Here is a 26595-nt window from a genome sequence, read left to right as displayed (position 1 = left end):
CGAGATCGTTCAGCGAGCCTCCGATGGGGAGAGCCGATTCGTCAATGGAGATTTATCGATAACGCTTTCAGCGCGCGCCGGGCGCGGCGGTTGAGCTTCGAACGACCAGTCGCGTCTTCAGGATGACGACTTCCTCCTGCGGATCGTCGCCGGTGATCTGACGCATCAACTCCTCGCCGGCCCGCTGCCCGAGTTCCCAGCCGCTGTGGGCCAAGGTCGTCAGCGGCGGAATCACGTATCCGCTTGCTACGTCGTCGTCGAAGCCAACGACGGAGAGCTGCCTCGGAAGTTCCAGCCCCGCTCGCCGAGCACTCGAAAGAACGCCGTATGCGATTTCGTCCGATGCGCACACAATCGCCGTCGGTCCTGCGCCACCCTCTGCGATCAAGTAGTCGCCTTGCGACTGCCCGGCATCCAGGGCATGTGAGAAGTGTCCCGGCCGGACCCAGTCCTCGTTCACACGCAGTTTCAGCTTTTTCATCGCGGACCGGTAGCCTGCCTCGCGCTCGATGGCATCGCGATCGCCGGGGGTACCGCCGATGTAGGCGATGCGTTCGTGCCCCAGCGCCACCAAGTGGCGAACAGCCTGCTCGAGGCCATCGGCATTATCGAATCCAATGCAGCTCGCCCGATGCTTCCTGGCCGACAACTTCCCGGTGTAGTTGATGAAGACTTTCGGCGCCTCGACCGCCTCCAACTCCTTCAGATCCTGCGGTGACAGGCGGGCGCCCTGCAGAACAAGGCTGCCGACGCGTCGCTCATGAACCAGACGTCTGGCGTAATCGGCGGTCCGGACGTGCTTCGGCGGAACGGTCAGCAAGACATTGTACCCCTGGTCGCTAACGACGTGGTCGATTCCGGCAAGAGAATCCGAATGGTACGTTCCGCGCAGGGCATCGTGACTCCAGATCAGGAATCCGATCGTCTCGATCTTCCCCGTGCGAAGGCTGCGCGCCGCCTGGCTGGGCTGATAGCCGATTTCCGTCGCGATCTGGACGATGCGATCGCGCGTCTTGGGAGAGACCCCCGCGGTTCCGCGCAATGCCCGACTCACCGTCATCACAGAAACGCCCGCCAAGCGGGCGACTTCGTCGGCCGATACGCTGTTTGACTGACCCAAAGTCCGCTTTCCCGCCCGAGACTTCGTGCCTTTGGTCTTTGCCATGGTTCGCCAATCCACTGAAATTTGAGGGTGGGGAGAGGTGATACGCCCCATTCGAGCACGAGTGTAGAGACACGGGTCGCTGCAGGCTAGCCAAAATCGCGATTCCGGGAGATCAAAATCGGACCGGTCAAAAAAAGTCCACGGAAAGCTGTTGACCTGAGGCATCGGGCAATGTTCTGTTATCGATAACCTCGCGGAGAGGAAAGCACTGCAAAGGCTCTTGACAACCAATAGGAGAATCAAATAGACCAGAGGTAACGCCAAGACAGGTATCGATAACCTCCGCTCTATTTGCACCGTCCCCCGTCAACCGCCCGAACAGAATAAGGCAGACAGAATGATGAGCAGAATCGACGCAGAAGTCCGCCAGAGCAACGCCACTGAATCCGATGCGCAGTTGCCCGTCGAGGGACTGGGGCCCGAAATACCCACATGGACCGCACTCGATGATTCCGTCTTTGAAATCCGCGGTTATGACCGCGTCCCGCCGTTCTCGAGTTTCCTCCCCGGCATCGGCGGACTGCATGGCGCGCCACTGTGGGCCATGTACGTCAACCGCGGCCAGGCGGTCTGCTCCTTCGGCTACGAGGATAAAGACCACGCCATCGGAGAGTTCTTCTCTGCGACCTGGGCGTATCAACTGACGAGCCTGTACGGCTTCCGGACATTCCTGATCGAAGGTGACGGAAACTGCTTCGAGCCCTTTGCCGATCACTGCGTGAATGGCCGATCGGGCGTGCGCACGATGCGCATTCAGCCGCATGCCGTCACCCTGATCGATGAGAATGAGACTGCCGGCTGGCGCATGCAAGTCGACTACTGCGCGGTCACGGACAGTCCCGTCCCGGCACTCTGTCGGCGTGTTCGAATCACAAACCTCCGTCCCCATCGTCGATCGGTTCGACTGGCCGATGGCCTCCCCCTGATTATCCCCGCGGGCGTTTCAGATTTTTCGCTGAAACGCCTCCGCCGTATTACGGAAGGGTTCATCCGCGTCTCCCCGCACAAGGCCGGCGGCGCCGTTTACCTCGTGCCCACGTCCATGAAGGACGAGGCCAAGGTCGAAGCCACGCAGGAGGCGGTTTTCTACGGCGCCTGGTTGCAGGAAGACGGCAATCCGACGGCCTTGGAACTTGCGGTCGATCCGGATGCATTCTTCTCACCGGGCAGCAATCTTCTGCAGCCCGATTGCTTTGTGGATGGCACATTCTGTCCTGACGACCAGGCCTGGATGAATCGCCTGCCATGCGCCATGGCAATGGCAGAACTGGATTTCGCCCCGGAGCAGACAATCGAGTTCGTCGCCTACGCCGGTCTGGCACCCAATACGCGCATGCTCGACGAGTTTGTCGCCAGCTACAGCCGGCCAGAGTTCCAGCACCAGGTGGAGAGCAAGGCCCAGGCGCTCGTACAGGACATCACCCGTCCTGCGTATGCGCGCACGGCATCCAAGGAACTCAATGGCTACTTGCGCCAGAACTTCCTCGACAATCTGCTGCGCGGAGGCATTCCGCATCTCTTCCCGTCGAGCAATGGCGCCCGACCGGTACACATCTATACGCGCCGCCATGGCGACCTCGAGCGCGACTACAACGATTTCAAAGTCCCGGCCCACCCGTACTCGGAAGGCGCGGGCAACTTCCGTGACATCCTGCAGAATCGCCGTCACGATCCCTGGTTCTATCCCGAATCCGGTGCCCTGGAAATTCTCGCCTTTGCGGAACTCATTCAGGCCGACGGCTACAACCCGCTCTCTGTGGAAGGCTATCGCTGGCAGTTGCCCGATGAAGCGACCGCACGCGAGTTGTGTCCCCTGGAGGAGCGCAAGGCACGCGATGAGTTCGTTCATCTCACGACGCATCCGTTCTCGCCGGGCGAGCTTCTGCAATGGCGGGCAAAGCATGACTCTTCTGCAATCGACGCCGACAGTTGGCTTCGAAATGTCCTGACGAAGGCAAACGCGATGCTCAGCGCGAAGCCTGACGAGGACGGCTACTGGGTCGATCACTGGATCTACCTAGCGGACATGCTTGAAGCGCACAATGCCATGTTCCCCGACACGCATGCGGAACTGCTGCAGGCGAATGTCGGTTGGTTCGAGCCCCGCCGCCGTGTGTTGTCGCGGTCGCGCCGCTACCAGGCAGTCGACGGGAAAGCCCGCCAATACGGCGCGCTTGGCCCGCGCCAGGCCGGCGATCGGACGCAACCGTGGCCGGAAGTCTCGCTCGCATCGAAGCTGGTAATGCTGGCGGTTCTGAAGGGCATGACGCTCGATCCGGAAGGTCGCGGCGTTGAAATGGAAGCGGGTCGTCCCGGCTGGAACGACTCTCTGAACGGCCTGCCGGGCGTATTCGGCTCGTGCCTCAGCGAAACCTCCTCGATCATTCGATTGTGCGACTATCTGCTCGCCCATCGCGAGGAATGGGGCCAGCTCGAGATGCCCTCCCCCGCCGCTGCGCTGATGCGCGGAGCTCTGCCCATTGCATCGGCCGAGTCATACGATTGGAATGCAGCAGCGGAATTGCGCGAGAACTTCCGCGAAGAGGTCTACGTGCAATGGCCGATCGATATGCAGGCCTTCGACGCTGAAGAAGCGGCGAAACTGCTGGAGGCGGTCCGCGAAATGTGCCGGCGCGGAGTCGAAGCCGCACGCGTGGACAACTCGCCGCTGGTGTACACCTACTTCATGCGTGACGGCGAAGTCGACCAATCCGATACGATCGATCCGCGTCCGTTCAAGGCCGAACCCCTTCCGCTCTATCTGGAAGGGCAGGTTTATCGCCTGCGCAACGCGAAGACGCAGGAAGAAGCGCGGGAATTCTACAGCGCACTTCGCAAGTCGCCGCTCTACGACCGGAAGCTGCACTCGTACATGCTGAACATGGACCTGACGAATTGCACGGACGAGATCGGACGCGCACGGACATTCAGCCGAGGCATTTACGAGAACGAGTCGATCTGGCTGCACATGAGCTACAAGATTCTCGTCGAGTTGGTTCGCCACGGTCTCCATGAGGAATTCTTCGAAGCCGCACGCACGATGCTCGTTCCGTTCATGGACCCCGAGCGTTACGGCCGCAGCATCTACGAGAACTCCTCCTACATCGTCTCCTCAAGCTGCCCCGACAAGCGCATTCACGGCCGCGGATTTGTCGCCCGCCTGAGTGGCAGCACCGCAGAGTTCATTCACCTGTGGCTGCTGCTAAGTGTGGGCGCGAAACCCTTCGTCATGAACGATGGCGAGTTGGAATTCCGGCTCACGCCGGCGCTGCCTGCAGAATGGTTTGCCGAAGAACCAGGACACGTCGCCTGGGATGGGGAAGTCGAATCGCTTCCGGCAAACAGCCTGACCTGTGCGCTGTTCGGCAAGACACTGCTTGTTTACCAGAACGACTCGCTTCTGAATACGTTCGGCGACGATGGCGCGAAGATTGTTGGCTACGTGGTCGACGGCGAGCGTCACGATGGGGATGTCCTGCGCGGTTCGATCGCACGCGCGATTCGCGATGGCGAAGTCCGCCGACTGGACGTTCTGCTGAAGTAGAGAGAAACTTCCTCCATCCCTCCTCCAAAGGGCCTAAGACCAGAAGGGGCGGATCGCACCAAGCGATTCCGCCCCTTTTGGTTTCCGATCGAATGCTGGGTGGTTCAGCGAATGACCATCACATCGTCCAAAACCAGTTCGAATTTCCGGCCTGGCATTGGATTCGGCTCCGACCAGACAATGGTGGTTGCCCGTCCAGCGATGTCGCCGAATGAGGCCAGCGGGATCGTCACGCGTGCCGGATCCGCCGAGGCGTGAAACTGCTGTGGCTTCGCCTGCGCGCCGTTCCCGTCCTCCAGGTGAATCTGGAACACATCCGACTCGCTGGACCGGCAGATGAATGAGATCCAACGGAACTTCGAAAGATCGCGCGACGTCCCCCTGTCCGGAGCAAGATCGCAATACACTCCGCCGTACGTCGGATCGCCTGGCTTGCCCGGATAGACTCCTGCCACTTGCAAGGCGAGATTCCCGCCGCCCAGGTCGACAATGCGTCGATCGATATCTCCACGGTCGCCCATGGCATAAGTCCCCCAATGGCCGCCAACCTCGTTGATGTCGTTGCGGTCTGTAAAATCGTCGATGTGAACAATATGGTAGCGCTGCGAGGGAGCTACATCCTGCGCAACCATGTCTTTCTCCGGGCGATTCTTCAGATAATTGCGCATCTCGAGCGCGAGTTCAGCGGTGCGCGCACCGGAGTATAGCGAAGTCATTCGCCCGCTCGCCGGTTCCAGAACGATAAATGAGGGAACCCTCCACACATTGTAACGCCGAACAAGACTCTGATACTGGTTCACATCCACTCGAGCCAGAACGAACTCGCGCGCCAGTTCCGGAAACTCCTGATTCTCTATCAGGCGTTCTTCGAAGAGCTGACATGGCAACGCGAAGCGACTTGAGAAGTAAAACAACATCGGCTTGTTGTGGAATCGCGCATTTTGCCAACCGATCTTCGGCGTCGCTGCCCAATCGGCGCGCGCCTCCAAACCCGCACGGTGCGTGCCCTGCAGCATGCCGCGAACAAATCGGATGTCGTCCAGTTTCAAATGGAAGATCGCGCCCGGTTCATCCACCAGGCACGTAAACGCCATGGCCGTCGATTGCGAGGTGCCGGACTTGAACTCCGAGAGCGGAATCAGAAAGTCCTGCATCTCCTCCGTCACGGGAAACGCCACATTCGTCGAGTTATACCCCTGCTCCTTCTGCTCGATGCGAACATTGTAGTAAGCAGGCCGATCGCTCGCGGCCCGAAATGCCAGAGCATCGAACGACGAGAAGTCGATGGGCTCCACAGGATTCGTTTCGCGATCCGCCGGCGCACAGAAAATCCCCCCCACCGTGAACCCGGTCCCATCGTCCGGCAGCGTCCCGCGCGACATCAGGTATCCGCTTCCCTGATCGTCCAGATCGACCATCAGGCCAATCGTGGGCGCGTCGCCCTTTGCGAAGTAGTCCCAAGTCCACCCGACCTCGGACCTGAGATTGTGGTCCTCGAAGTTATCGAAAATCGCCGATTCTTCCGCGAACACGACCAGAGGGAGAAAGAGCCACGCGAGCACGAAGAAAATGGCGGACAGTTTCTGACGAATGTGGAGAAGGAATGTGCCGGCATTGCCTTGTGGTCTGCCAGTCTGGCAATGGCCGCGAGTGAGAGAGGTGTCGCGCGACATGGGATTAGGCCTTTCTGCCGCAAACACTCCGCCGATCCGAGACGGCGCGCGCGGCTTCACTTGGGGGTTGCTTCGATAAGAGCAAGGAGATGGGCGGAATGCAAGAGAAAAGTTATCGATAACTATCATTATTTGGAACTATTTCGACGCCACGTGGGTTTTGGGTAGGCTATCGATAACTATACGGATATTCGAATGACAACCCACCGCCACGCAAAAGGAAGAGCGGTGCAGGCTGGGCCTGCACCGCTCTTCGCTTTCAATGAGGTGCTGCTATGGGGCTGTGGTACGGGGACTCAGTACAGTTGCCAGTCCTTCACGTCCGATGCAACCGCGTCGTACAGACGGACGTTGTCGACGAACATATCCGGGTCATTGACAAGGTATTCACCCTCGCCGCCGATTACGATTACGTCGATCTGGGACAAGTTCGGGGCGATCGTGCCGCCGTCAGCCGCACTCACAAAATCAGCCAGCGGGATGTTCATACTGACGTAGTTCTCGCCGTTGAAGTACGGCTCAAGGTCGATGTAGTTATAGCTGCCGGCATTGGAACCATTCGCACCCAGGTCCTCGAGACGGACAGTCCAGTCGGTTGGCGCGGAAGCACTGCCGAGCTTCATGTCAAAGGACAACGTGGTGAAGCTGGTCAAAGGCTGGCCAACACTCTCGGTCTCGGACAGAGCGATGACGCCACCGTAGTAGGTCCAGCCAGTACCGACGATCGACGAGGTCGAGTAGATGTGCAGGGCGTAGTCGCCGGCCGCGCCGGTCGTACCCTGGGCATCGACGGAAATCGCTTCCATGATACCGTCCTGGCCACCACCGGTATCGCCACCGGCGAATCCGCGGTAGGTGCCGCCGTAGTTATTCTGGTCGTCGCCATCGTTGAAGTCTTCATTCAGTTCGGTCGGGGGCGTGTCGTAGGTGACAGCCGGGGCACCGAGATCGGTGAGCGTCACGTCGTCGATGACGTACTCGGCAGCACCACCACCGCAGCAGACGCCGGCGTCCAGAATCAGGTAATAGGTTTGCGGGCCGCTGCCCGGGACCGTGAACTTCGCGTCGCCAGCCGGCGTATCGCAGCCGTTAATGAAGTCGCCATCGTATCCCGCGCAATTCCAGGAGCTGACCTTCGCCAGCATGACGCCGCCATTGTCGGAACCATCGACCGGAGCCGTGTCCGAGATCCAGACCTCAAACCACGTGGTGCTCGGGTCGGCAGAGACTTCCTTGATGAGGCCGTCGACCTGGTAGATGTTGCCGCCGGTCAGGGTGACTTCCTGATAAACGCCGCCATTGGTGTATTCGCCGACCATCTGGTAGCGAAGGGCGCCGGCGGTTCCCGAGGTCGGGCCGTCAGCGGTGTAGTTGAATGTTGCGGTGAGCATGCCGGCTGTCTCCAGCCAGAGGGTCCAGGAAGAATCGGACCCGGACTCGAAGTCGCCGTCGACGATGACGTTCTGTGCGCTGGCGTTAGCAGCGAACAGCATCAGGCCGAGGATTGGAAGAATCGCTTTAAACTTCATGCGTGTGATTTCCTTTCACGAAAAATGGGTCGAAAGAGTTTAGGGTTAGGATTGACCGTCCTGTCAGTTGAAAAAATCTGTTTGGCATTCCATCGTCGGCACATTCTGGAGGAGAAGCCTGGGATGGACTGAGAAGTGCTCCTTTCCTGAAAATCTGCCGCCGCGTGGGTTCTTCTTTCGGCGTTATCGATACCGTTTGATACCAATTCCGGCTCACGGTCAAGCACATTCTTGGACCGTACCACTTTTTTACAGCCTCCCCTGAAAATCCGTCCGAATCGTCCGAAACAACCAGAAAATCCTAATAAATGCACGTATAGACGCAGAAGAGGGGCGTAGTTGAAGTGCTTCAACACGCCCCTCCAAAAACGCTCGGGTTATGGATAACTTCAGAAAACGCCCCCCGGTCGGATCAGGCAGGCCAGATTTTCCGCCCCCCACCGGGAGGCACCAATCCGTCGATAAACCGTCGATCTTCATTGCTCAGCAGCGGCAGACGCCCCGCGATGACATTCTCCCGCACCTGGCGCGGCGAGCGCCCCCCCGGGATCACGGTGGTCACCGCCGGATTGGACCGGACAAACTGCAGGGCAATCTGCGCCGGCGTCCGCCCGTCCTGGCCCAACTCCTTGAGCTTCTCCACGATCGCCAAGTCCTCCATGAAGATCCGATGCTCGTCTTCGTTTTCCACCCAGCTTCTCCGGAAATCCCCCTCCTCGAACTGTTCCTTCCCAGTGAACTTGCCTGTCAACCTGCCCATTGCCAGTGCTCCACGCACGATCACGCCGATTCCGTTTTCCTGGCAGTAGGGAAGAATCTCCTTCTCCGCCGTCCGGTTCAGCAGGCTGTAGTCGATCTGCAACGTCGCGCATCCGCCGTCCGCGTTGAACTGCTTCAGATATTCAAAGTCGCTCGTGCTGACTCCGTAGGCACGCACCTTTCCCTGTTCCTGCAGTTTTTGAAAGCCCTCCAGGAATACCTCAAAGTTCGGTTCTCGGTAGTGAATGTGACTCTGGATGATATCGATAGAGTCGATCTGCAGCCGACGCAGGGAATCCTCCACACCGGCGATCAGCTTCTCCACCGTATCGTACGCCGAGCAGTTGCGCTCGCCATCGTAGCCGATCCAGCCGATCTTCGTCGCCACGACGAATCGATCCCGGCGGCCCTTCATGGCCTTCCCAAGAATCTCCTCGCTGTGCCCCATGCCGTAGACATCGGCGGTGTCGTAGAAGGTAATCCCCTCGTCCAGGGCTGCTTCGATCGCGTGGAGGGAGTCGTCATCCCGCGGCTCGCCCCAGCCGCCGCCGACAGCCCAAAGCCCCAGCCCAACGGAGGTGACGGGGATTCTGCTTTTTCCCAAGGTCCTGACTTCTAGTTGTGTGCTCATGCTTTCTGCTCCCGTTCTGTTATCGATAACTACAGCCGCTTACCCTTCGCGATCTTCCAAAAGCAACCCTTTTCAGTAACCGACCGCCCCCTGGAAACCGTTGCCATTGAGCCCGGCTCCGTGGTTTGGAAGTCCAATCGCCCGCCGGAGGGCTCGACATCATGCAACTCACAACTTCCCGCCGTATCGTCCTGCTCGCCTTTGCGCTGGTGCTCTTTCTCCTGCCCCGCCCCGGGGCCACCGATGAGAAAACGAGGCAGATCCTCGCCGAACGCGCCGAACGCTTCGTCGAGACCATCATGCGCGGCCAATTGTCCGGTGTTCGCGGCGAACTGACGGTGGGCGCCCGCCGGGCGCTGACCGAGGAGGCTATGCGGCAGCTCTTCGGCCGTCTCACCCGCGAGGGCGGCGGATTCCGCGAGGTGGGCCGGGCCACCGCGACTCGCCGGCCGGATGGAACCGTGGTTGCCATCGTGCCGGTGCATTTCGAACGCCTTAGCCTCGCCGCACAGATCTTGTACGAACGCGAAGGGCCGATGGCCAAGATCTCGGAGTTCTCGGTCGTGCCTCTGCAGGCGGATGCAACTCGCCCCACGCCCACGCCCTCATCGGCAGCCTTCCCGGAACTCTCTCCCCCCTACGCGGATGCCCGACTTTTCCGTCGCGAATCGTCCGTGATCCAAATCGCCGGATGCGAGGTCCCGGTGGCTCTGTTTGTACCCGCCATCGCTGGGCCGAAGACACCAGCCCCAACAGTTCTGATCATGCACCCGATTCGGCCCGATGCGTCGTCCGTTCGGAATGGAATGACCCGCGACCTGATGGAGGGCCTAGCCACGCGCGGCGTCGCCGTGGCGTCCTATCGCGAGACCGAGTGCCGCGATCCGAAGGCTGTTCTTAGTTGGCTCGAGCAACAGCCGCCCGTCGACGTGGAGAGAATCACCCTCGCGGGCTATCAGGAGTTCGGTTCACTTGCGACGGACATCGCCTCGACGTCCAAGACGCTCTCCGTCGTGAATATTGTGACGAGCACCGATGGCGCTTCCTCCCCCACCGTCTTCTTCTATCCCCGCTCGGCTTTTGCGTGGGATCGCGACTACCCCAATCATGAGTTGGCCACGCATCGCGAATACAGCGACACGGATCGCTACCTTCGCCGCACAGAGGGCCACACCAATGCGGGCTACGTAACCGAGGAGTTCATCGCAGACTTCGCAACGTTTGCACGCACGGGCCAGATGCGTCCTTGATCAATCCCTGATGCCTTCGCGCTGCCAGGCCAGCCATGCTCTCCAGCCGGCCTCGATGGACAAGTGATAGGACTCGCTGATGTCGCGCTTGAACATCGACAGGATCACAAGAAACGTCAGCACAACCGTGTTCATGGGGCTCGCGCCCAGCATTGACAGCAGGATCCCCGCAAAGAGCGCAGTGAACAAGATCACCGGCAGCGTCAGCAATAGGACGCCGTAGCTTTCCGCCAACATGACCAGCACCATTGCCACGTAACTGCGTTCCGTGGGCCCCTGGACGGAAGCAAACAGGAACCGCGGACCCAGCATTCGAAGAGTGAACGCATTGAACCAGAATATCAGCACGGGCAAGAGAATCCAGATGAAGGTCTGGATCACCTCCTCCAAACCGACGCGTTTCGTAAAGACGTGGTGGATGCCAAGAACGAGGAAGGTGACGAACTCACCGACCAGGATCCCGAAGAGGACTCTCAGCAGCGGCACCATGTGCGAGACCCACAGCCCGTGGCAAATCTCGCCGTCGCTCAGCAGCGTCAGGTCGAGATCATCGACCAGGACGCTGCGCAGCCACCTTTCCTTCAGCCAGTAGATGAGCAGAAACGCTCCGACGATCGCGAAGAGCTCGCCGGCGAGGATTCGCAGCACGAGTGGAAGAATCGCCCCATTCCCCTCCAGCACGCCGAGCAGGCCGCCCACGATTGCGCCGCCGATCAGTGGATACCCGCGCCACGCCGTCGAACCGAGAATCCTCTCCGCCACGGGATTCTCATCCAGGAACCACTCCGGTACGCCAAGCAAACCTCGCTCGAATCCGGTGATGCCTCTCGGGTTCTGGAAATCCATGCGCCCTATCCTCAACCCATGGCAATAGCATCGTCAGTCCCTCGCGGCAATGGGTTCCACAAGAAAACCGCCCCCGAGTTTCGGGGGCGGTCAGAACTGCATGGCAATGGCGGTCTCAGTTGATTGTCAACGTCGCGCGCCGAGTAGTCTGGAACTTGATGACGTCCGCTGCGTCGATGAGCGAATCGCCATTCTGATCCGGCGGAGTCGTTCCCGGCGCAGACGTCAGCGCCGTGATGAAGTCGTTGAGCGTGAGCGTGCTGCCGACGCGCAGGTTGATATTCACGCCGCCGCTGTAAGGGCTGTGCGCCGTGTCGTTTGAGTAAACCAGCAATCGATCCGCGTAGTCTCCGCTCGAAAGACCTGTCGGATCCACCGTCACCGTAAAGACTGCATTGCCACTGGGAGCAATCGTCACGGGATATCCTGTCGGCGCTGAGACGGAGAGCCAGTTGCTTCCCGTTTCCTCATCGACCTGGCTGACGGTCAGATTCGCGGTGCCGTCATTGTAAACGGTGAACGATTTCTGGATTGCCCCTGTCGGCGTCGGGGACGGAGTCGGCGACGGTGTTGGCGTCGACGATGGAGTCGGGCTCGGCGAAGCCGTCGCCGTTGCCGTCGGTGTGGGCGATGGAGTCGGCGTCGGCGTCGGTGTCCCGCCGGCAGTGGTCTTTGTGATCAGAACGTTGTCTATGAAAGTCCCCGTCTCTCCGGTCGATGTGTCGCTGTAGAAACGAAACATCAGTTGAACCTGAGAATTGCCAAGTAGGCTATAGCCGTTCGGCGTGTTGGCAAAATCATAAGAGCCGACCGCCCAATCGTTATCCGAGGTCACATACCAGTAGTCGAAGGTTGTGAAACCGTCAGCGCTGGCGTAGCAGTAGAAGTAGTCCCAAGTTTCCTCGAGATAGTTCTCCACAATGAAGCTGGCTGAGGCAGCAGTCGCGTCGCTCAGATCCAGGTATGGCGACACCATGTAAGCGTCCATACCATCCGGATATGTGCTTCCCGGCGCAACCGCCGCAGTTCCGGCACCGGCGCAGAAGACCGAGCCATTTCCTTGGTAAGTGTGAGTCGATTGATTCCCCCAATATGCATCGGTGGACCCACTGGCAGGGTACACAACCCATGCTCCTGGGAATGACCCTTCAAAATCTTCAGCCAGAAGTGTCACTTCTCCGCGAGCATCCGCCCCGGTTCTTGAACTGATGGGCGAGCTTTGATTTTCGCGAAGCATCTGGAGAATCTCGGGAGCAATTGGCGGCGCAGTGTGTTCTCCACCCATCGCGATCGGTTCGAGCGCGGCCGCACTGCCCAGCAAGGTCATTCCTGCGAAAACGGGGAGAGCTCGTTGGAGCATCTTTTTCATCATTGTCATTTTTGTGAAGCCTCCATGGTTTCTCGTTGTCCCGTTCTCGATCAGGGGAACTGAAGTGTCGAAGGTTCAATGCGGATGCTCGGCGAGCCGCCCTGCGAATCCAAAGGCGTCTCCCAGATTCCGCGTCCGTACGTGCCAGCCCGCAGCTTTCGGCCATTTGCCAGGTAGGCCATGTCTGTGATGACAACCGGCGGCAGACCGTCATTCCAATACACCCACGTGTTGCCGCCATCGTCGGAGCGATACGCACCGATATCCGAGCCAACGATGATCGTGTTCGAATTGGTCGGATCGATCCAGAGGGCATTGGCCGGCAGGTCCTGCGGGAAGTTGTTCGTCATGTCGTGGAAGGTGGTCCCAAGATCGGTCGTCTTGTAAATGCGCCCGCGACTTCCGGTGCCAAGACCCAGGTTGGAGTAGGTCATCCAGAATGTATCGTTATCCGACGGATCGCATTCGATGTCGCTGATCCAGCCCAGATACGGCAGTGTCAGAGACTCGATGCTCGTGCCATTCGTATTCGACCGGAACAACTCGACGCCCAACTGACCTGTCGAGTTATTCCGACGTGCCCTGAAACCGACAAGCTTCCGGCCGGTCATGCCATTGGTGATCGTTAGCGTGTCGAGGCTGGCAGGGGAATAGCTCGTATTCGGAGCGATCAGATTCGTCCAACTGAACGGCTGATTGATGCCGTTGTAGGTTCCCTTATAGACGCCATTCACGCCCATGTAGATGTCCTTGGGATTCTGCGGATCGATGAAGAACGGGGTAACCCAGGCCCCCTTCTCGGCGTCCGGAATGCCATTGTTCGAAGTACCGTACGAGCGGAGGAAGTACCAGTTTGCACCATCGTCGGGCGTGAGGCGCACTGCCGAAGCGTAGTAGTTGCAGCCCATGTACGTCGACGGGTCGTTCGGCCAGGCAATCACTTCCATACAATCGCCGAACGCGTTGGGATAATGATGCCACGTCCCATCGGTCCGCCGGACGTACTTGTCGTTGTCCTGACAGCCGATGATCACGCGCTGCGCGTTCTGTGGATCGCAATCGATTCGATAGCACTGCGTCGACGTCATGTGGACATTGCGCTCCGTCCAATTTGCCCCGCTGTCGGTGCTGACAAAGAATCCACCGTCCGTGCCCATGTACACCGTACTGCCTGTCGAACCGAAGCGAATCGAATGATGATCCGCATGGATGTACTTCAAGCCACCTTCGCCTGCCCAGTCCGTCACGGCCGCCCAACTCGTTCCGCCATTCGTCGTCCGGTACATGCGCAGGTTCGAGCCGACATAGATGACGTTGGCATCGGTCGGACTAACGCCGATCGAGCAGTTATACGTCATCTGGCCAGGCTTATAGTCGCCGCTTGTCGGAATGCCGGAAGTCGACATTGCAGAGAAGCTCTGCCCGTTATTCGTCGATTTCCAGATGCCCAGAATCGAAGAATCCGTTGCGCCGACAAGCGCGTAGACCGTCGTGCCGTTGCGAGCCAACTCGATGCGGAAGGCATTTGTAGTGCTTGGAGTAGTGGAGGGACTCAGTGTCGCCCCGCCATCAGTCGAATAGAAAATGGCGCCGCTCGCGGCGTTGACAGTGTTGTATCCGCGCGTCACTACGACATTGTTGCGATTCGCGGGGTCAACGCTGATATCGAAGAAAGGATCGGAAGAAACGGCGGTCCAGTTTGTCCCACCATTTGTCGTGCGATAGAAACCGGCGCCGGTTCCGCCGGACCCCTTCGCGGCGACGAGCAACGTGTCCGAGTTGGCACCAATATCGATATCCGTAACGTAGTTCATCACGTTGGTGCCGCTGACGATCGACCAACTGCTTCCGCCATCGGTCGAGCGATAAACGCCCGCGCCGAACGGCTCGTAGAAGCTGCCCGGCACACCTTCGCCCAAGCCGCAATACAAGCGATTGTAATTGTGCGGATCGATCTGAAGGCTGCCCATGCCGATCGTCGGCAGACTGCCGTCCGTCACGTTCGCCCAAGTCACGCCCTGGTCGGTCGTCTTCCAGACGCCGCCGCTCGCGGAGGCGCCCCAGATCGTGTTCTGATCCTGCGGATGCACCACCATCTCGATCAAGCGACCGGACGGCTGAACGGTCGTGCCGTCAGGCCCGAGGAATGTCCACTGCGCATTCGCCCGAAGCGTCCGGCGATCCATGTTGTTCTTCTGGGTCACCAGCATGGCTTCCTGCCGATAGAAGTCCGGCAGTTTCTTCATGCCATCATCCAGGCGCCGCTCACAGAACCATTCCCAAGCCTTGTCCGGGTACTTCGGGAAGGTGTGCCGCCCGACCTTCGTGCGGGTGAAAATGTAGTCGTTCAAGGCGCCGGATTCGGCCATGGCGGCACTTGCTTCGGCCAGAGTCATCCCGGTTGCCGACGAGTCCGTTCGCGGAGCCGTCGCGCAACCGAGGCCGCCGACGAGCGCAGCGATCGCGAATCCTGTAGCCGTCGGACGCACAGTCTTAACGGCGATCCCGCGGATCGCCCCAAATACATCTCGTGGAGCTATCATATCGGTAGTCCCTCTTGCGAGTTCCCCCCCAATACGGGGGATTTACAGAATGTTCTACTTCTACTATTCAGACCACCCTGGGCGGCTGCCCGTCAACGAATATTGCCCGTCTTGAGTAGCCCCAATATTCGCATGCAGACGTCTGCTGTGATGCGAAGACCGGCAGCCTCCTGGCGGCCGGAGATCACTGGTTTGACTTGCGTTGTGGAGACAGAAGAGAAACCGGCAGTTCGATCTCACTGATCGAACTGCCGGTTAACCACGCGACCCCCTGCAGTTTATGAGGTCATCGGTTGTCAGTTCTCACTCGCGGCCCGGAGCAGCCCCATGGGCGTGCATTCCGTTCCCTGGCCGAGCGGATTGTCCTTCAGGCATTTCTCCACCAGCGGTCGGTCGATCCCGGCGCTGGCCCCAACAACCCAGGAGCCGCCGATGTCGTTCACATCCACGATCGCAGTCGGCAGGCCAGTCACGTTGAAGACGCGTTCGGCGATGATGTCCGGATCTTTCGGCCCCATGATCACGCAATCGGGCTGCAGCGGCGAAGTCGTTGCCGCGTCGATCATCGCGGCCTGGGGGCCCGCCACGCGGTAGAAATCCCCGCGGCGGCCGATCACCTTCCCGACAGCCCCAACGATCGCCGCCAGCCAGATCCGCCACGCGCCGCACTCATTCACCGCGCATTGCATGCTGCTGGGACGGCGCAGGCCGATCCCCGCGGGCGTCTTGTGCACAAACCGCCAGAGCAACCGAGCCGTCAGGCCAATGCGAAGTTCCGATTCCGGGATTGCACGGCCCTGTGTCACCGCGACGGCTTTCTCTGAAATGAAGAGCATGTCCCCAGGCTGCGACCGGGGCGCCGCGTGAACACGCGCCGCCTCCGCAATGTCATCCACCCCAGTGAGCACTGGTGTGGTCACCGGCAGGCGAAGGAACTCGCGCCCTTCGACTTCGATGGAAAGCGAACGATTCGGATTCGGGGCGACTGCAGCGAGATCGGCGGGAGACATCGTGACGGAGGTCATGAACAGGCCTTCTGGGGACGGGAATCACGGCGACAAACCGTGCCCCTCAGCAGGAGAAACGAAAGCCAACACCGTCAAGACATTTTGGATTCACAGACAAACGAAAAGGGGGGAGACGGACTCCGAACGGAGCCAGGGCCGCCAGCCGCTAGAAGATCTTCCACTTGATCTCGATGTCTTCCGTATCCTGATGAATCCCAGGCTTCTTTTTCTTATCCTGGTCATCCATGGCCTTCGTCGGCGGCGTGTCGAAGGAAAATGGCCGCGTCGTCTGGTCTTCGTCTTCCGGATCATCTCCGCCGGTCTCCGGGGCCGGAGTCTGGAATGCCGAATCGTTCTCGAACAGGTTCGAGAGGATTCCCTTGCCCGAACTGGGCTCCGGAGTCACCGAGGGCACAATGCCCTCTTCCTGGAGCTTGTCGAGCTTCGGCACGAGTTCACTCGAGATCGCTTCATCGGTGAACGGCTCATGCCAGTTGATGCCGAGATCCTCGTCCTTCGGAAGCGGCACGTGTCTGCTCGCCAGCGGCGTCTTCTGGGGCCCGCGCTTCTGCTCCTCGTCGCCGCGGCTACGTGGCACCATCTTGGAACGCCGTTCCTCCGCCTTGCTTTGCTCCCGAGTCGGCGGCCGCTTGTCCTCGTCACGGCTCGGCGGCGCGGGCGTTACATCGCTTCGAGATCCCGGCCGGCTCTTGTGCGCAACTGGCGAAGGCGTCGAGTCCTCGCCCAATGCAATCTGGCTGATGCGGCTCGTGAACTCGGACGAGAAACTCGAAGGCCGAGCCGAGGTCGTTGAGGGACGAACATCCTCTGCCTGGCTTTCCTGGCGCCGGCGGCGGACCTCCACGGGATCCGGCAATACGATCTCTTCACCCAGCGAAACGATCGCGCTTTGACTCGCCTGCACGACGCTATCCGTGTCGCCCTGTTCCAACGCGGCCGTCGGAATGTTCAGATGGCGCTCGATCAGTTCCATGTACTTGACGAGCGCACCGGCCCAGGCGTGTCCCAGGGACAACACCATACCCTTCGGCTGCCACCAGTCCGTGTAGAAAACCTGGCCGATTGTCTGGCCGACGCGCGAGTTGTGTTCGCCATCGACGCGAGCGACCAATTGCGTTGCAAAGACGCGAGCCTCGTAGGCGCGCTCCCGGAAGTACGAATCGCCCGTCAGCGCCGCCAGCTTCAGCATCTCGCCAAAGCTCATCAAGCCCGCCGGACCCAGGGTCGGCGTCGCAACGGAAGCGATATCGCCGCCGCGCGTCTTGAACTCATTGCGCGCCAGCATCGTCCACGGAGCGAACGCCACGTTGTATGTCATGCGGAAAGTCAGCGCCAGGTCGGCCGCCTTACGTGCAGACTCCAGCCAACGCTCGTCGTGATCCAGCTCATACAGCAGCATGTAGCAGATCAGCGCCCAATGGCAATCGTCGGCCGTCGGAACCAGCGGCAAGTCCTCCACGCACCCGTAAACAAAACCTTCCTCGAGGAAGTGCATGTAGTACTCGCCGGCCTTGACGGCTGCTTTCCGGAATCGGCCAGTCCCATCAAGCGACGAAGCCGCCACCAGCGGTGCAATCCACACCATGCCGGCCGCGCCTTCGTAAGAGTACGGATGCCCATCACGAATGCGATAGTAGGCAGGGAACGCACCGTCTTCCCGCTGCTTGGAGAGGATGTATTCCAAATTGCTTCGCACGGCATCGTACCATTCGCCGTGCATCGTGTTTGCCTGCATCTCCAAGCGAATGGCGCGCATCACAAACATTGCGCCCTCGGCGATGGTTCGGCTGTGCGCCAATCCATCTTCCGGGCCAAAGCCGGCGGTGAAACCTTGCCCAAGCGCATAGAGCGGGAAGAACGTTCCGCAGGGCGCCAGTTCGCTGCAGATCAGATTGATGACGGTCGTTCCTGCCCGCACGCAGTTCGGGTCCTTGGAGTCGCGACCGTGCCACAGGAGCGTGTATGCCGGGAATGCGCCGCTCAGCCATCCGACGTGCATGTGCTGGCGCTCGACGTTCGTACCGCGGCGCCCGAAGTGCTTGTCGAACGCTGTCGTCTCGTGGATCATGCCGTGTTCGAGGTCCAAATGCCAACGCATCAGTCCCTCGGCTGCCAACTCTTCCGCCTGCAGGAAATGTAGCGTCGGGCGCACGGGATGATTCGGCCACTTCTCCTGGTACAGCGCGCGATAGACGCGCTCCCAGGACGATTCCGCCACGGGCGAGAAGCCCAATTCCAAACTGAGACTCAGACGAGTCTTCGCTTCCAGGTGAAGGTACGTCTCCACGGGATCCGTACGATCCTCGTGGCAGTACGAGTACTTCACCGGCGCTTCGCAATATGGGAAATGCACCGACAGTCGCGGGTGGCCTTCCTCGGCACTGATCCCGAGCGACGTCATTCCAACGCCGAGCGGATTCTCTCGCGAGGCTTCCACGGTCTCTTCGGTCGAGATGAAAGCGAATGCATTGTACGTCGTGCAGAAGACGACCGGCATCGCGGTACGATCGCTTCGGAAAGACCAGTGGTTTGAAAGAAACTTCGCTGGATCGCGACGGATCTCTGAGTACCCAGGGTAAACACGGCCGCAGTCGCGGTGGCGATTGTCATTGTAGAACAGTCCCGGAATCATCCAGCGCGGGTCTGCCTCGCCGACGAGTTCCAGATGCACCTCGAGGCGCATCTTCATGTCTTCGCTTGAATTGACCAACCCCAACTGGATCTCGAAGCCGTCAATTTCCGGCCGATAAATCAACTGGCCGTCCAGCGCGACGTGATCCGTCGTATAGCCGTGCAGGTCCAGCGACGTGTCGCTGGACGGGACCATGCGCGCGATCTGGAAGACCGCCGGCGCGCGTCCCTGTTCGGTCAGCGTCAAATAGAAGACGGCCCGCGATGCCCCCGGCATGTCGCCCTCAAAGCGACGTAGCCGAATACCCCTTGGGTCGCGGTCGAACTCATACGGTCCAATGCGAATGGCTTCTGACAATTTCCAACGCTCCGAGTATCGTCCAGTCTCTGCCCCGCACTACACCAGCACCTTCGGAACAAGGCAAGGAATAAGCGCACAGCCGGCCCAGAGGGCTCCTCCCCCGGGAATCACCCGCGCGAGGCCCAAAGCGCGTGGCGCCAGACCTTGTTATCGTAACCGCTTTGCTCCAGATTCCTCGATCGTCAGGCGGGCTCACCGGGGATGGATGGCTCAGCGTGACAATCCCAATAGACACCAGTACAATCAGAAAACGAATCCCTTCTTCTTGGCCAGCGTCTTTTTCCCTTCGCGCAGCATCGCCTGGTAATCTGCCCCTTCCCGCAAGATCTGCTGCCGATGCGGTTTGAGCATCTCCTCCGCTTCCCGCTCGATCTGCGCCTCCATCTGCAGGTTTTCCACCAGCAGCCGCCGAACCGTCGTGACCACCGCATTCGGGTCCTTAACCGTCACATTCGGATGCTGCCTCATTCCCTGATGCACGAGGAATGCGATATAATCGACGTGATTCTGGGAAAGACGCATGGAGAACTCCGCAGATAAGTTTCTGTCAGGGTGACAGAACCACCTTCCTGACGCAAGCGGTGACGGCGTCATCCCCAACGTCCGCTTGCCAATTCCCCCGGGCAGCCGCCATCCTCCCGGCACTGTTGCGCGGGGAGCGTCGCCGGATGGCCGAAGACATGTTTGAAGAAGCGCAAGAGCCCGCTCGCTCCGAGTGGCCTGCCCGGCAGTCGGACTCGGGCGAGAATCGATCCGCACGCCCGCTTGCCGATCGGTTGCGCCCCACCGAGTTCGGCGACTTCATGGGCCAGGAGAAGCTTGTCGGCCAGAATGCTCCCCTGCGCCGACTGATCGATGGAAACCGCGTTCCTTCCATGATCCTCTGGGGGCCGCCCGGGTCGGGCAAGACGACGCTTGCCTCTCTGATCGCACGCACAACGGACTCCGACTTCATTACGCTGTCCGCCGTCACATCCGGCATCAAGGACGTCCGCGGCGTCATCGACATCGCAAAGGTCAACCGTCAGTACGCCCGCAAGACGATCCTGTTCATCGACGAGATTCACCGCTTCAATAAGGCGCAACAGGACGCCTTTCTGCCGCACGTCGAGAGCGGCCTGATCACGTTGATCGGTGCCACGACGGAGAATCCGAGCTTCTCCGTTATCGCACCGCTGCTTTCGCGCTGCCGCGTATTCACGCTGGCAGCGATTGAAGACACGCACCTCGTCCAACTCCTCCAACGCGCCGTACCTGAACTAAACGAGGTCGAAGAAGAGCCGCCGATCGAAGTGGAGTCGGAAGCGCTCGACGCGATCGTGCAACTCAGCGATGGCGATGCGCGGCGTGCGCTGGGGATTCTTGAAATCGCGGCAGACGTCGCCCGCGAGCAGCACGCCGAAGCAGAAGCGGCACCGATCACACGCGACGACGTGGTAGCGGTCGTTCAGCGCCATTTGATGTACGATCGCGGCGGCGAAGAGCACTTCAACCTCATCTCCGCACTGCACAAGACCATCCGCAGCAGCGATCCCCACGGCGCCCTCTACTGGTGCGAGCGCATGCTGGCCGGGGGCGAAGACCCGCGCTTCATCCTGCGCCGCCTGATCCGCGCCGCATCCGAAGACGTCGGCCTGGCAGCGCCAAATGCACTCGTTCACGCCGTGGCGTGTCTGGATGCCTTCGAGAAGATCGGCCAGCCGGAGGGGAATATCTTCGTCTCGCAACTCGCCGTTGCCCTGGCGATGGCTCCGAAATCAAACGCCATCTACATGGCCAGCAAGCGAACGGCAGCACTGATTCAGGAGACTGGGACGTTACCGGTGCCGCTCCACCTGCGAAATGCGCCGACCGGACTGATGAAGAGCGAAGGTTACAGCGACGGCTACACGTACGATCACGACGAGGCGGGGCATTTCGTTCCCAAGCAGGGTCTTCCCGATGAGTTGGAAGGGACGGCGCTTTACGAGCCCACCGACCAGGGACAGGAGGCTCGCCTGCAGGAGCGGCTGTCGGAACTCGATGCTGCCCGAGCGGAAGAGCGTGCGGCACGGAAAAAACCGTGAAGAAGAAAGCCAGGAAGAAGTAACGGCGCCTTACTCGCCGCGGCGGCGCAATGCTTCCAACGCGTGGAAGACGATCGTCTTCCCCCTCACTGACAGAAGCCCATCGTCGACCAACGAACGGAAACTGCGCGACAGCGTCTCCGGCGAAGCCCCGAGGTGCGCCGCCAGGGCATTCTTCGGTATCGGCAACTCGTATTCGTATTCCTCAACCAGGTGACCTTCGCGGCCGAACTCCAGCAGGAGCCACTTCGCCAGTCGCGTCTCGAGTTTGTCCGCCGTCAGCGACTCGAATCGCTGATTGAACTCCTTGACCTTGGCTGAAAAACCGGCCAGCAGACGGCGGGCGAACTGCGGATCGGCATCGAGTTCCTTCAGGAAGGGTTTTTTCGGGACAAACCAAATCTCGGCCCGTGAGAGAGTGATCGCGGCGGCCGGATAGGTCATATCGAGGAAAATGGCCGGCTCGCCAAAGGTATCCCCCGGCCGAACAATGTGCATCACGGCCTCCTGGCCCGATTCCGTGACGCGGAAGATCTTCACGATCCCGGAACTCACGACAAAAAAGCCGTCCGCCTCGTCACCCTCGCTGAACAGGAGCGTCCCGCGCGGCGCTGAGATGCGGCTCACGTGGGGCGCGACGGCCTCACGTTGGGGGGTGCTGAGACCGCGAAAGAGGAAGCATTCGGCCAGTTCCCGGGCGCTGATATTTCGGTCGCCATTCCGCATACGGCGCTTATGAAACCGGTCCCCGATCAAAAGCAAGCCAGTAGTGTTCGATTCTCCGTGGGCCGATGCCGGGAAAAAGCGCCAGACGAGGGCATTTCCCGCTCGACACCTCTGCGATTGAAAAGCATACTCGACTTCACTGAGGTGATGAACGGGGGTTCGTGGCCAACCACTTTAGGGTTGCGCCTGAAGGAACGAGCGCCTAGCGCATCGAAGTGAAGCCGCGATCTTGCACCACTGGCCTTCAGGCTCACAAGACTCGCAGAGGAGAGCGTCGCGCGATGGTTTCTCACGCATTTCGTATTCGGCTCTTATTCTCGGCCCTGATCCTGGCCGCCGGGCTGCTCTTTGTCCCGACCCAAGCTCACGCCGAAGGGCCCCTTTACGGAAGTACGTACACTTCCAAAATCTCCGGAAAACTCGTCCGTGGCGCCGCAAATATCGGCTTCTGCTGGTGCGAAGTCCCCATCGAGATCAACCGCGAGATCCAGAACACCGATCCGTTCACCGGCAGCTTTGTCGGCTTTGGCAAGGGCCTGTGGTACACCGGCCGTCGCCTCGTCCTCGGTGTCGTCGATGTGGTCACATTCCCCATCGACCTGTATGGAAACAACTATCAGTCGATTCAGCGGACTGATTTCCCATTTATTGACGAAGTCGAGTAGCCCGGCGGCCTGGCCCCGGATCAGACGTTCAGGAGGATTTCTTCCCCATGTTGCGTAACTTTGGACTTTCCCGCATTTTCTGCCTGCTTGGCATGGTCGCGATGCTCGCGGTGGTACCCCAGTTCGCCTCTGCACAGGGCGACGAGGACGTCTACCGTGAAAGCACCGACATCGACATGATGTTCCACAAGCTGGGCCGCGGCGTCTCGAACCTGCTGCTCGGCTGGGTCGAAGTCCCCAAGTGCATCGCCAAGGAATGGCACCAGACCGACCCCTTCACCGGCACGATCGTTGGTTTCGTGAAGGGCGTGGGCTGGGGCGTGGCCCGCACTCTGGCGGGAGCCTATGAGATCATCAGCTTCCCGTTCCCTGTGCCCCGTGAATATGCCCCCATCATGTATCCGGAGTTCGTCCTCCCAAGTGTCTGGGGCGATAGGCTTCCGTTGTACCAGGATGAATTCCTGGCGTCGGAGGCCAATGCCGTCCCCGCCATGAGCACAGCGACCGGCGGCCCCACCTATGGCGACACCAGCGCGCGCAGCGCCGGAATCCACGCCACGATCAGCTCGCGTTCCTACTGATCCACAGCGCCACAAACCAGCAAGTCTTCACCGCCCGCCGCTCACCCGGCGGGCGGATTTCTTTGTCCTCACGGCTCTCGCGCCGGTCCATTTCCCTCCTCCTACCGCCAAGCTCTCTGGAGCGCTCAACAACTTTCCTTCCTTGACTTGGTCGGCTCTGGCAGGGTGACTTGCAGAGTTGAAGGACCTGAACTTACATCATGAGGAATTCCCATGGCCGTGGAAGAAGTCTCCGCGGGGCGGGAGGAGATAGCCGGCGAACTTGGGGAGAGCCGGCTGTTTAACGAGGACCTGGCCCCTGTTCGACCGGAGCAACGAACCTGGGGCATGTGGGACATTGCCGCCCTTTGGGTCGGCATGTCTGTCTGCATTACAACATACAAGCTCGCCTCCAGCATGATCAGCGGTGGCATGTCCTGGTGGCAGGCCACGCTAACCGTTCTGCTGGGCAATCTGATCGTCCTGGTGCCGATGGTGTTCAACGCGGTGCCCGGCACGAAGTACGGCATTCCTTTCCCCGTGCTGGTGCGGGCCTCGTTTGGAACGCTCGGGTCGAATGTGCCGGCGCTCATGCGCGGCATCGTGGCCTGCGGCTGGTTCGGCATCCAGTCCTGGGTGGGCGGGTTTGCCATCTACACGCTGGCGCTGGCCCTGACCGGCAGCAAGCCCCCCGGCCCGGAGGCGGACCTTCCGATCCTCGGCATTAACGCCGGCGAAATCATCTGCTTCTTCATCTTCTGGGCGATCAATCTGGTCGTCATCATCAACGGCATGAAGTGGATCAAGTGGCTTGAGAAGCTGGCTGCGCCGCTGCTGATCGCACTGGGCCTGGCCATGCTTGTCTGGGCCTGGGCCAAGGTCGGTACGGCCGAGTTGTTCGCCACGAAATCCACACTCAAGGGCGGCGCCTTCTGGGGCGCCTTCGTTCCGGCACTGACCGCCGTCGTGGGTTACTGGGCGACGCTCTCGCTGAACATCCCCGACTTCTCGCGCTTCGCGAAGTCCCAGAAGGACCAAGTCTGGGGACAGACGATCGGCCTGCCGACGACCATGACGCTGTACGCCTTCATCGGCATCGTGGTGACACAGGCCACCGTCATCATCTACGGCGAGGCCCTCTGGGATCCGGTCCTGCTCTTCCAGAGATTCGATAATGCCTCGATCGTCATCGTCGCCATGCTCGGACTGACCATCGCAACGCTGTCGACGAACATCGCCGCCAACGTAGTCTCCCCCGCCAACGACCTGGCAAACCTGGCACCGAAGCTGATTTCGTTCAAGATGGGCGGTATCCTGACGGCGATCATCGGCATCCTGATGTTCCCGTGGAAGCTCTACGAGGATCCGAACGGCTACATCTTCACGTGGCTGATTGGATACAGCGCGCTGCTGGGCCCCGTGGCGGGCATCATGATCTCCGACTTCTTCCTGTATCGGAAAACCGTCTTGGACGTCCGGGATCTCTACAACCCGAAGGGCCAGTACTCGTTCTTCCGCGGCTTCAATCTGGTGGCGATTGCGGTCCTTCTCGTGTCGATCCTTCCGAACCTCCCTGGATTCGTGAACACGGTGATGGGCGACAATGCCCCGTTCCCGGCGATTTTCAGCAAAATCTACAATTTCGCCTGGTTCATCGGGTTCTTTGTTGCCCTGTGCCTTTATCCTGTCGTAATGAACACAATTCACCCGGGCGAACGCAGAGACCGGCCGGACGTCTGATTTTTAAGGGAGTTTCACCATGTCTGTCGAACCAACCACGAAGCTTTCACCCCCCAAGGCGGATTATCAGCCGCCGGCCTGGAAGGGCCCCTCGCGCGAGGAGGTGCTTGAAACACGCCAGAAACACGTCAATCCGGGGATCTTCCACCTCTACAAGAACCCCATCATGGTCGTCGAAGGCCGCATGCAGTACCTGTGGGACGACACCGGCAAGCAGTACCTGGACGCCTTTGGTGGCATCGTCACCGTCAGCGTCGGCCACAGCCACCCCAAAGTCAACGGCGCCGTCAAGGAGCAGATCGATCATATCCAGCACACGACCACGATCTATCTGCACCCGAACATCGGCATGTACGCGAAGAACCTGTCCGATCACTTCCCCGAAGGTCTGGACGTCAGTTACTTCACGAACTCCGGCTCCGAGGCCAATGAGACGGCCATCCTGATGGCGCGCCTGTTTACGGGCAACGAGACGGTCGTCGCGCTCCGCAACGCCTACCACGGCGGCACGACGGGCGCCCTGGGCCTGACGGCTCACGGCACATGGAAGTATCCCGCCGGCCCGCCCCAGAACGTCATGCACGCCACGCCGGGCTACTGCTACCGCTGCCCGTTCGGCCTTTCCTACCCGAACTGCGCGATGAAGTGCGCCCACGATCTGGACGAGAAACTGAGGTACGAGAGCACCGGCAAGATCGCCGCCTTTATCGGCGAGTGCCTCCAGGGCGTCGGCGGCGTCGTGGTCCCGCCGAAGGAATACTTCGGCATCATCTACGAGACGGTCCGCAAGTACGGCGGCGTCGTGATCGCCGACGAAGTCCAGGGCGGCTTCGGACGCACCGGCGAGCACTTCTGGGCCTTCGAGAACTGGGGCGTGAAGCCCGACCTGGTCACCATGGCCAAGGGCATTGCCAACGGCTACGCCTGCGGCGGTGTGACGACCCGTATGGAAATCGCCGAGACCATGAAGCAGCGCCTGCACTTCAACACCTACGGTGGCAACCCGGTCTCGATGGCTGCCGCCAATGCGACGCTGCAGGTAATCGATGAGGAAAACATCCAGCAGAAGGCCAAGGAAATCGGCGGGCACCTGAAGGGCCGTCTCGAGGCACTTGCGGACAAACACCCGTTGATCGGCGAGGTCCGCGGTATGGGCCTGATGCTCGGTGTCGAGCTCGTCCGTGACAGAAAGACCAAGGAGCCGGCTAACACTGAGGCAGTTGAGCTCCTCGAACTGGCACGCGAGCGTGGCCTGCTACTCGGCAAAGGCGGCCTCTTCGGCAACGTTTTGCGTATCAAACCCCCGATGTGTTTGACACGCGACGATGCAGATTTCCTGGCCGATGTCGTCGACGAAGCCCTTGGAATTATTGAAGAAAAACGCTAAACCGTTTTCCAGTTCAGAAAACCCCTGGAAACCCCTCCGAGTCATCGGAGGGGTTTTCCGTTGCTCTGCGGCATAAAACGTGTTTCCTGTTGTCATCGACCAAGCGAGAGCTGCATGGCAGC

At 60.2% G+C, this 26595-nt stretch carries 18 protein-coding genes; 7 read left to right on the top strand and 11 right to left on the bottom strand.

Annotated elements, in window-relative coordinates:
- Positions 1 to 67: 67 nt before the first annotated feature.
- Positions 68 to 1165, bottom strand: coding sequence for a LacI family transcriptional regulator (locus KQI84_14355; protein MCB2156057.1), 1098 nt, complete (start codon positions 1163 to 1165; stop codon positions 68 to 70).
- Positions 1166 to 1502: 337 nt separating this feature from the next.
- Here KQI84_14355 and KQI84_14350 point away from each other — a divergent pair, with 337 nt between their 5' ends.
- The gene (locus KQI84_14350; protein ID MCB2156056.1) at positions 1503 to 4709 is read left to right on the top strand and encodes a hypothetical protein; all 3207 of its coding nucleotides are present in this window, start codon (positions 1503 to 1505) and stop codon (positions 4707 to 4709) included.
- A gap of 104 nt (positions 4710 to 4813) precedes the next feature.
- Here KQI84_14350 and KQI84_14345 read toward each other — a convergent pair whose 3' ends face one another.
- From KQI84_14345 to KQI84_14335, 3 genes are all read right to left on the bottom strand, one after another.
- Positions 4814 to 6382: a thioredoxin family protein gene (locus KQI84_14345; GenBank protein ID MCB2156055.1), complete on the bottom strand. Its 1569-nt coding sequence runs from the start codon at positions 6380 to 6382 to the stop codon at positions 4814 to 4816.
- A gap of 296 nt (positions 6383 to 6678) precedes the next feature.
- Positions 6679 to 7911, bottom strand: coding sequence for a hypothetical protein (locus tag KQI84_14340; protein ID MCB2156054.1), 1233 nt, complete (start codon positions 7909 to 7911; stop codon positions 6679 to 6681).
- Between the two features lie 412 nt (positions 7912 to 8323).
- Complete coding sequence (locus KQI84_14335) at positions 8324 to 9301, bottom strand: aldo/keto reductase (GenBank protein MCB2156053.1); 978 nt, start codon at positions 9299 to 9301, stop codon at positions 8324 to 8326.
- Between the two features lie 161 nt (positions 9302 to 9462).
- On the opposite strand from KQI84_14335, the gene KQI84_14330 reads away from it, so the two are divergent.
- Entirely contained in the window at positions 9463 to 10551 is a 1089-nt protein-coding gene (locus KQI84_14330) for a DUF3887 domain-containing protein (GenBank protein MCB2156052.1), read from the top strand.
- Here the strand turns inward: KQI84_14330 and KQI84_14325 are convergent, their stop codons facing one another.
- The 6 genes from KQI84_14325 to KQI84_14300 form a co-directional block, all read right to left on the bottom strand.
- Positions 10552 to 11397, bottom strand: a complete 846-nt coding sequence (locus KQI84_14325) for a hypothetical protein (GenBank protein ID MCB2156051.1) — start codon at positions 11395 to 11397, stop codon at positions 10552 to 10554.
- A 115-nt stretch (positions 11398 to 11512) separates the two neighbouring features.
- Complete coding sequence (locus KQI84_14320) at positions 11513 to 12775, bottom strand: hypothetical protein (GenBank protein MCB2156050.1); 1263 nt, start codon at positions 12773 to 12775, stop codon at positions 11513 to 11515.
- 41 nt (positions 12776 to 12816) lie between these two features.
- A complete protein-coding gene (locus KQI84_14315) occupies positions 12817 to 15309 on the bottom strand; it encodes a hypothetical protein (GenBank protein ID MCB2156049.1) in 2493 nt (830 codons plus the stop codon).
- Positions 15310 to 15605: 296 nt separating this feature from the next.
- Positions 15606 to 16319, bottom strand: a complete 714-nt coding sequence (locus tag KQI84_14310) for a hypothetical protein (GenBank protein MCB2156048.1) — start codon at positions 16317 to 16319, stop codon at positions 15606 to 15608.
- Between the two features lie 163 nt (positions 16320 to 16482).
- Positions 16483 to 19326, bottom strand: coding sequence for a hypothetical protein (locus tag KQI84_14305; protein ID MCB2156047.1), 2844 nt, complete (start codon positions 19324 to 19326; stop codon positions 16483 to 16485).
- Positions 19327 to 19572: 246 nt separating this feature from the next.
- Positions 19573 to 19851, bottom strand: a complete 279-nt coding sequence (locus KQI84_14300) for a DUF507 family protein (GenBank protein ID MCB2156046.1) — start codon at positions 19849 to 19851, stop codon at positions 19573 to 19575.
- A 158-nt stretch (positions 19852 to 20009) separates the two neighbouring features.
- Between KQI84_14300 and KQI84_14295 the strand changes: the two genes are divergently transcribed.
- Positions 20010 to 21395: a replication-associated recombination protein A gene (locus KQI84_14295; GenBank protein MCB2156045.1), complete on the top strand. Its 1386-nt coding sequence runs from the start codon at positions 20010 to 20012 to the stop codon at positions 21393 to 21395.
- A gap of 30 nt (positions 21396 to 21425) precedes the next feature.
- On the opposite strand, the gene KQI84_14290 is transcribed toward KQI84_14295, so the two are convergent.
- Positions 21426 to 22022 carry a Crp/Fnr family transcriptional regulator gene (locus KQI84_14290; protein MCB2156044.1) on the bottom strand — a complete coding sequence of 199 codons (597 nt, stop codon included), beginning with the start codon at positions 22020 to 22022 and terminating at the stop codon, positions 21426 to 21428.
- A 380-nt stretch (positions 22023 to 22402) separates the two neighbouring features.
- Between KQI84_14290 and KQI84_14285 the strand changes: the two genes are divergently transcribed.
- The 4 genes from KQI84_14285 (at position 22403) to KQI84_14270 (ending at position 26473) form a co-directional block, all read left to right on the top strand.
- Positions 22403 to 22786, top strand: a complete 384-nt coding sequence (locus KQI84_14285; GenBank protein MCB2156043.1) for an exosortase system-associated protein, TIGR04073 family — start codon at positions 22403 to 22405, stop codon at positions 22784 to 22786.
- A 47-nt stretch (positions 22787 to 22833) separates the two neighbouring features.
- Positions 22834 to 23367, top strand: a complete 534-nt coding sequence (locus tag KQI84_14280; protein ID MCB2156042.1) for an exosortase system-associated protein, TIGR04073 family — start codon at positions 22834 to 22836, stop codon at positions 23365 to 23367.
- Between the two features lie 213 nt (positions 23368 to 23580).
- On the top strand, positions 23581 to 25086 hold the full coding sequence (locus KQI84_14275; protein ID MCB2156041.1) for an NCS1 family nucleobase:cation symporter-1: 1506 nt from the start codon (positions 23581 to 23583) through the stop codon (positions 25084 to 25086).
- A gap of 19 nt (positions 25087 to 25105) precedes the next feature.
- Positions 25106 to 26473 (top strand): aspartate aminotransferase family protein, encoded by a 1368-nt coding sequence (locus tag KQI84_14270; protein ID MCB2156040.1) that lies wholly within the window; start codon positions 25106 to 25108, stop codon positions 26471 to 26473.
- The last annotated feature ends 122 nt before the right edge of the window (positions 26474 to 26595 follow it).

Source organism: bacterium, from assembly GCA_020444065.1.
Lineage (GTDB): Bacteria > Sumerlaeota > Sumerlaeia > SLMS01 > JAHLLQ01 > JAHLLQ01.
The sequence above is the reverse complement of the archived record's forward strand: the minus strand, read 5'-3'. Positions and strand labels throughout refer to the sequence as shown.

Coding starts and splice junctions, on each gene's coding strand:
- KQI84_14345 (MCB2156055.1), bottom strand. CDS start 6,382: ATGTCGCGCGACACCTCTCTCACTCGCGGCCATTGCCAGACTGGCAGA.
- KQI84_14295 (MCB2156045.1), top strand. CDS start 20,010: ATGTTTGAAGAAGCGCAAGAGCCCGCTCGCTCCGAGTGGCCTGCCCGG.
- KQI84_14300 (MCB2156046.1), bottom strand. CDS start 19,851: ATGCGTCTTTCCCAGAATCACGTCGATTATATCGCATTCCTCGTGCAT.
- KQI84_14330 (MCB2156052.1), top strand. CDS start 9,463: ATGCAACTCACAACTTCCCGCCGTATCGTCCTGCTCGCCTTTGCGCTG.
- KQI84_14280 (MCB2156042.1), top strand. CDS start 22,834: ATGTTGCGTAACTTTGGACTTTCCCGCATTTTCTGCCTGCTTGGCATG.
- KQI84_14335 (MCB2156053.1), bottom strand. CDS start 9,301: ATGAGCACACAACTAGAAGTCAGGACCTTGGGAAAAAGCAGAATCCCC.
- KQI84_14315 (MCB2156049.1), bottom strand. CDS start 15,309: ATGATAGCTCCACGAGATGTATTTGGGGCGATCCGCGGGATCGCCGTT.
- KQI84_14325 (MCB2156051.1), bottom strand. CDS start 11,397: ATGGATTTCCAGAACCCGAGAGGCATCACCGGATTCGAGCGAGGTTTG.
- KQI84_14350 (MCB2156056.1), top strand. CDS start 1,503: ATGATGAGCAGAATCGACGCAGAAGTCCGCCAGAGCAACGCCACTGAA.
- KQI84_14340 (MCB2156054.1), bottom strand. CDS start 7,911: ATGAAGTTTAAAGCGATTCTTCCAATCCTCGGCCTGATGCTGTTCGCT.
- KQI84_14310 (MCB2156048.1), bottom strand. CDS start 16,319: ATGTCTCCCGCCGATCTCGCTGCAGTCGCCCCGAATCCGAATCGTTCG.
- KQI84_14285 (MCB2156043.1), top strand. CDS start 22,403: ATGGTTTCTCACGCATTTCGTATTCGGCTCTTATTCTCGGCCCTGATC.
- KQI84_14320 (MCB2156050.1), bottom strand. CDS start 12,775: ATGACAATGATGAAAAAGATGCTCCAACGAGCTCTCCCCGTTTTCGCA.
- KQI84_14355 (MCB2156057.1), bottom strand. CDS start 1,165: ATGGCAAAGACCAAAGGCACGAAGTCTCGGGCGGGAAAGCGGACTTTG.
- KQI84_14275 (MCB2156041.1), top strand. CDS start 23,581: ATGGCCGTGGAAGAAGTCTCCGCGGGGCGGGAGGAGATAGCCGGCGAA.
- KQI84_14270 (MCB2156040.1), top strand. CDS start 25,106: ATGTCTGTCGAACCAACCACGAAGCTTTCACCCCCCAAGGCGGATTAT.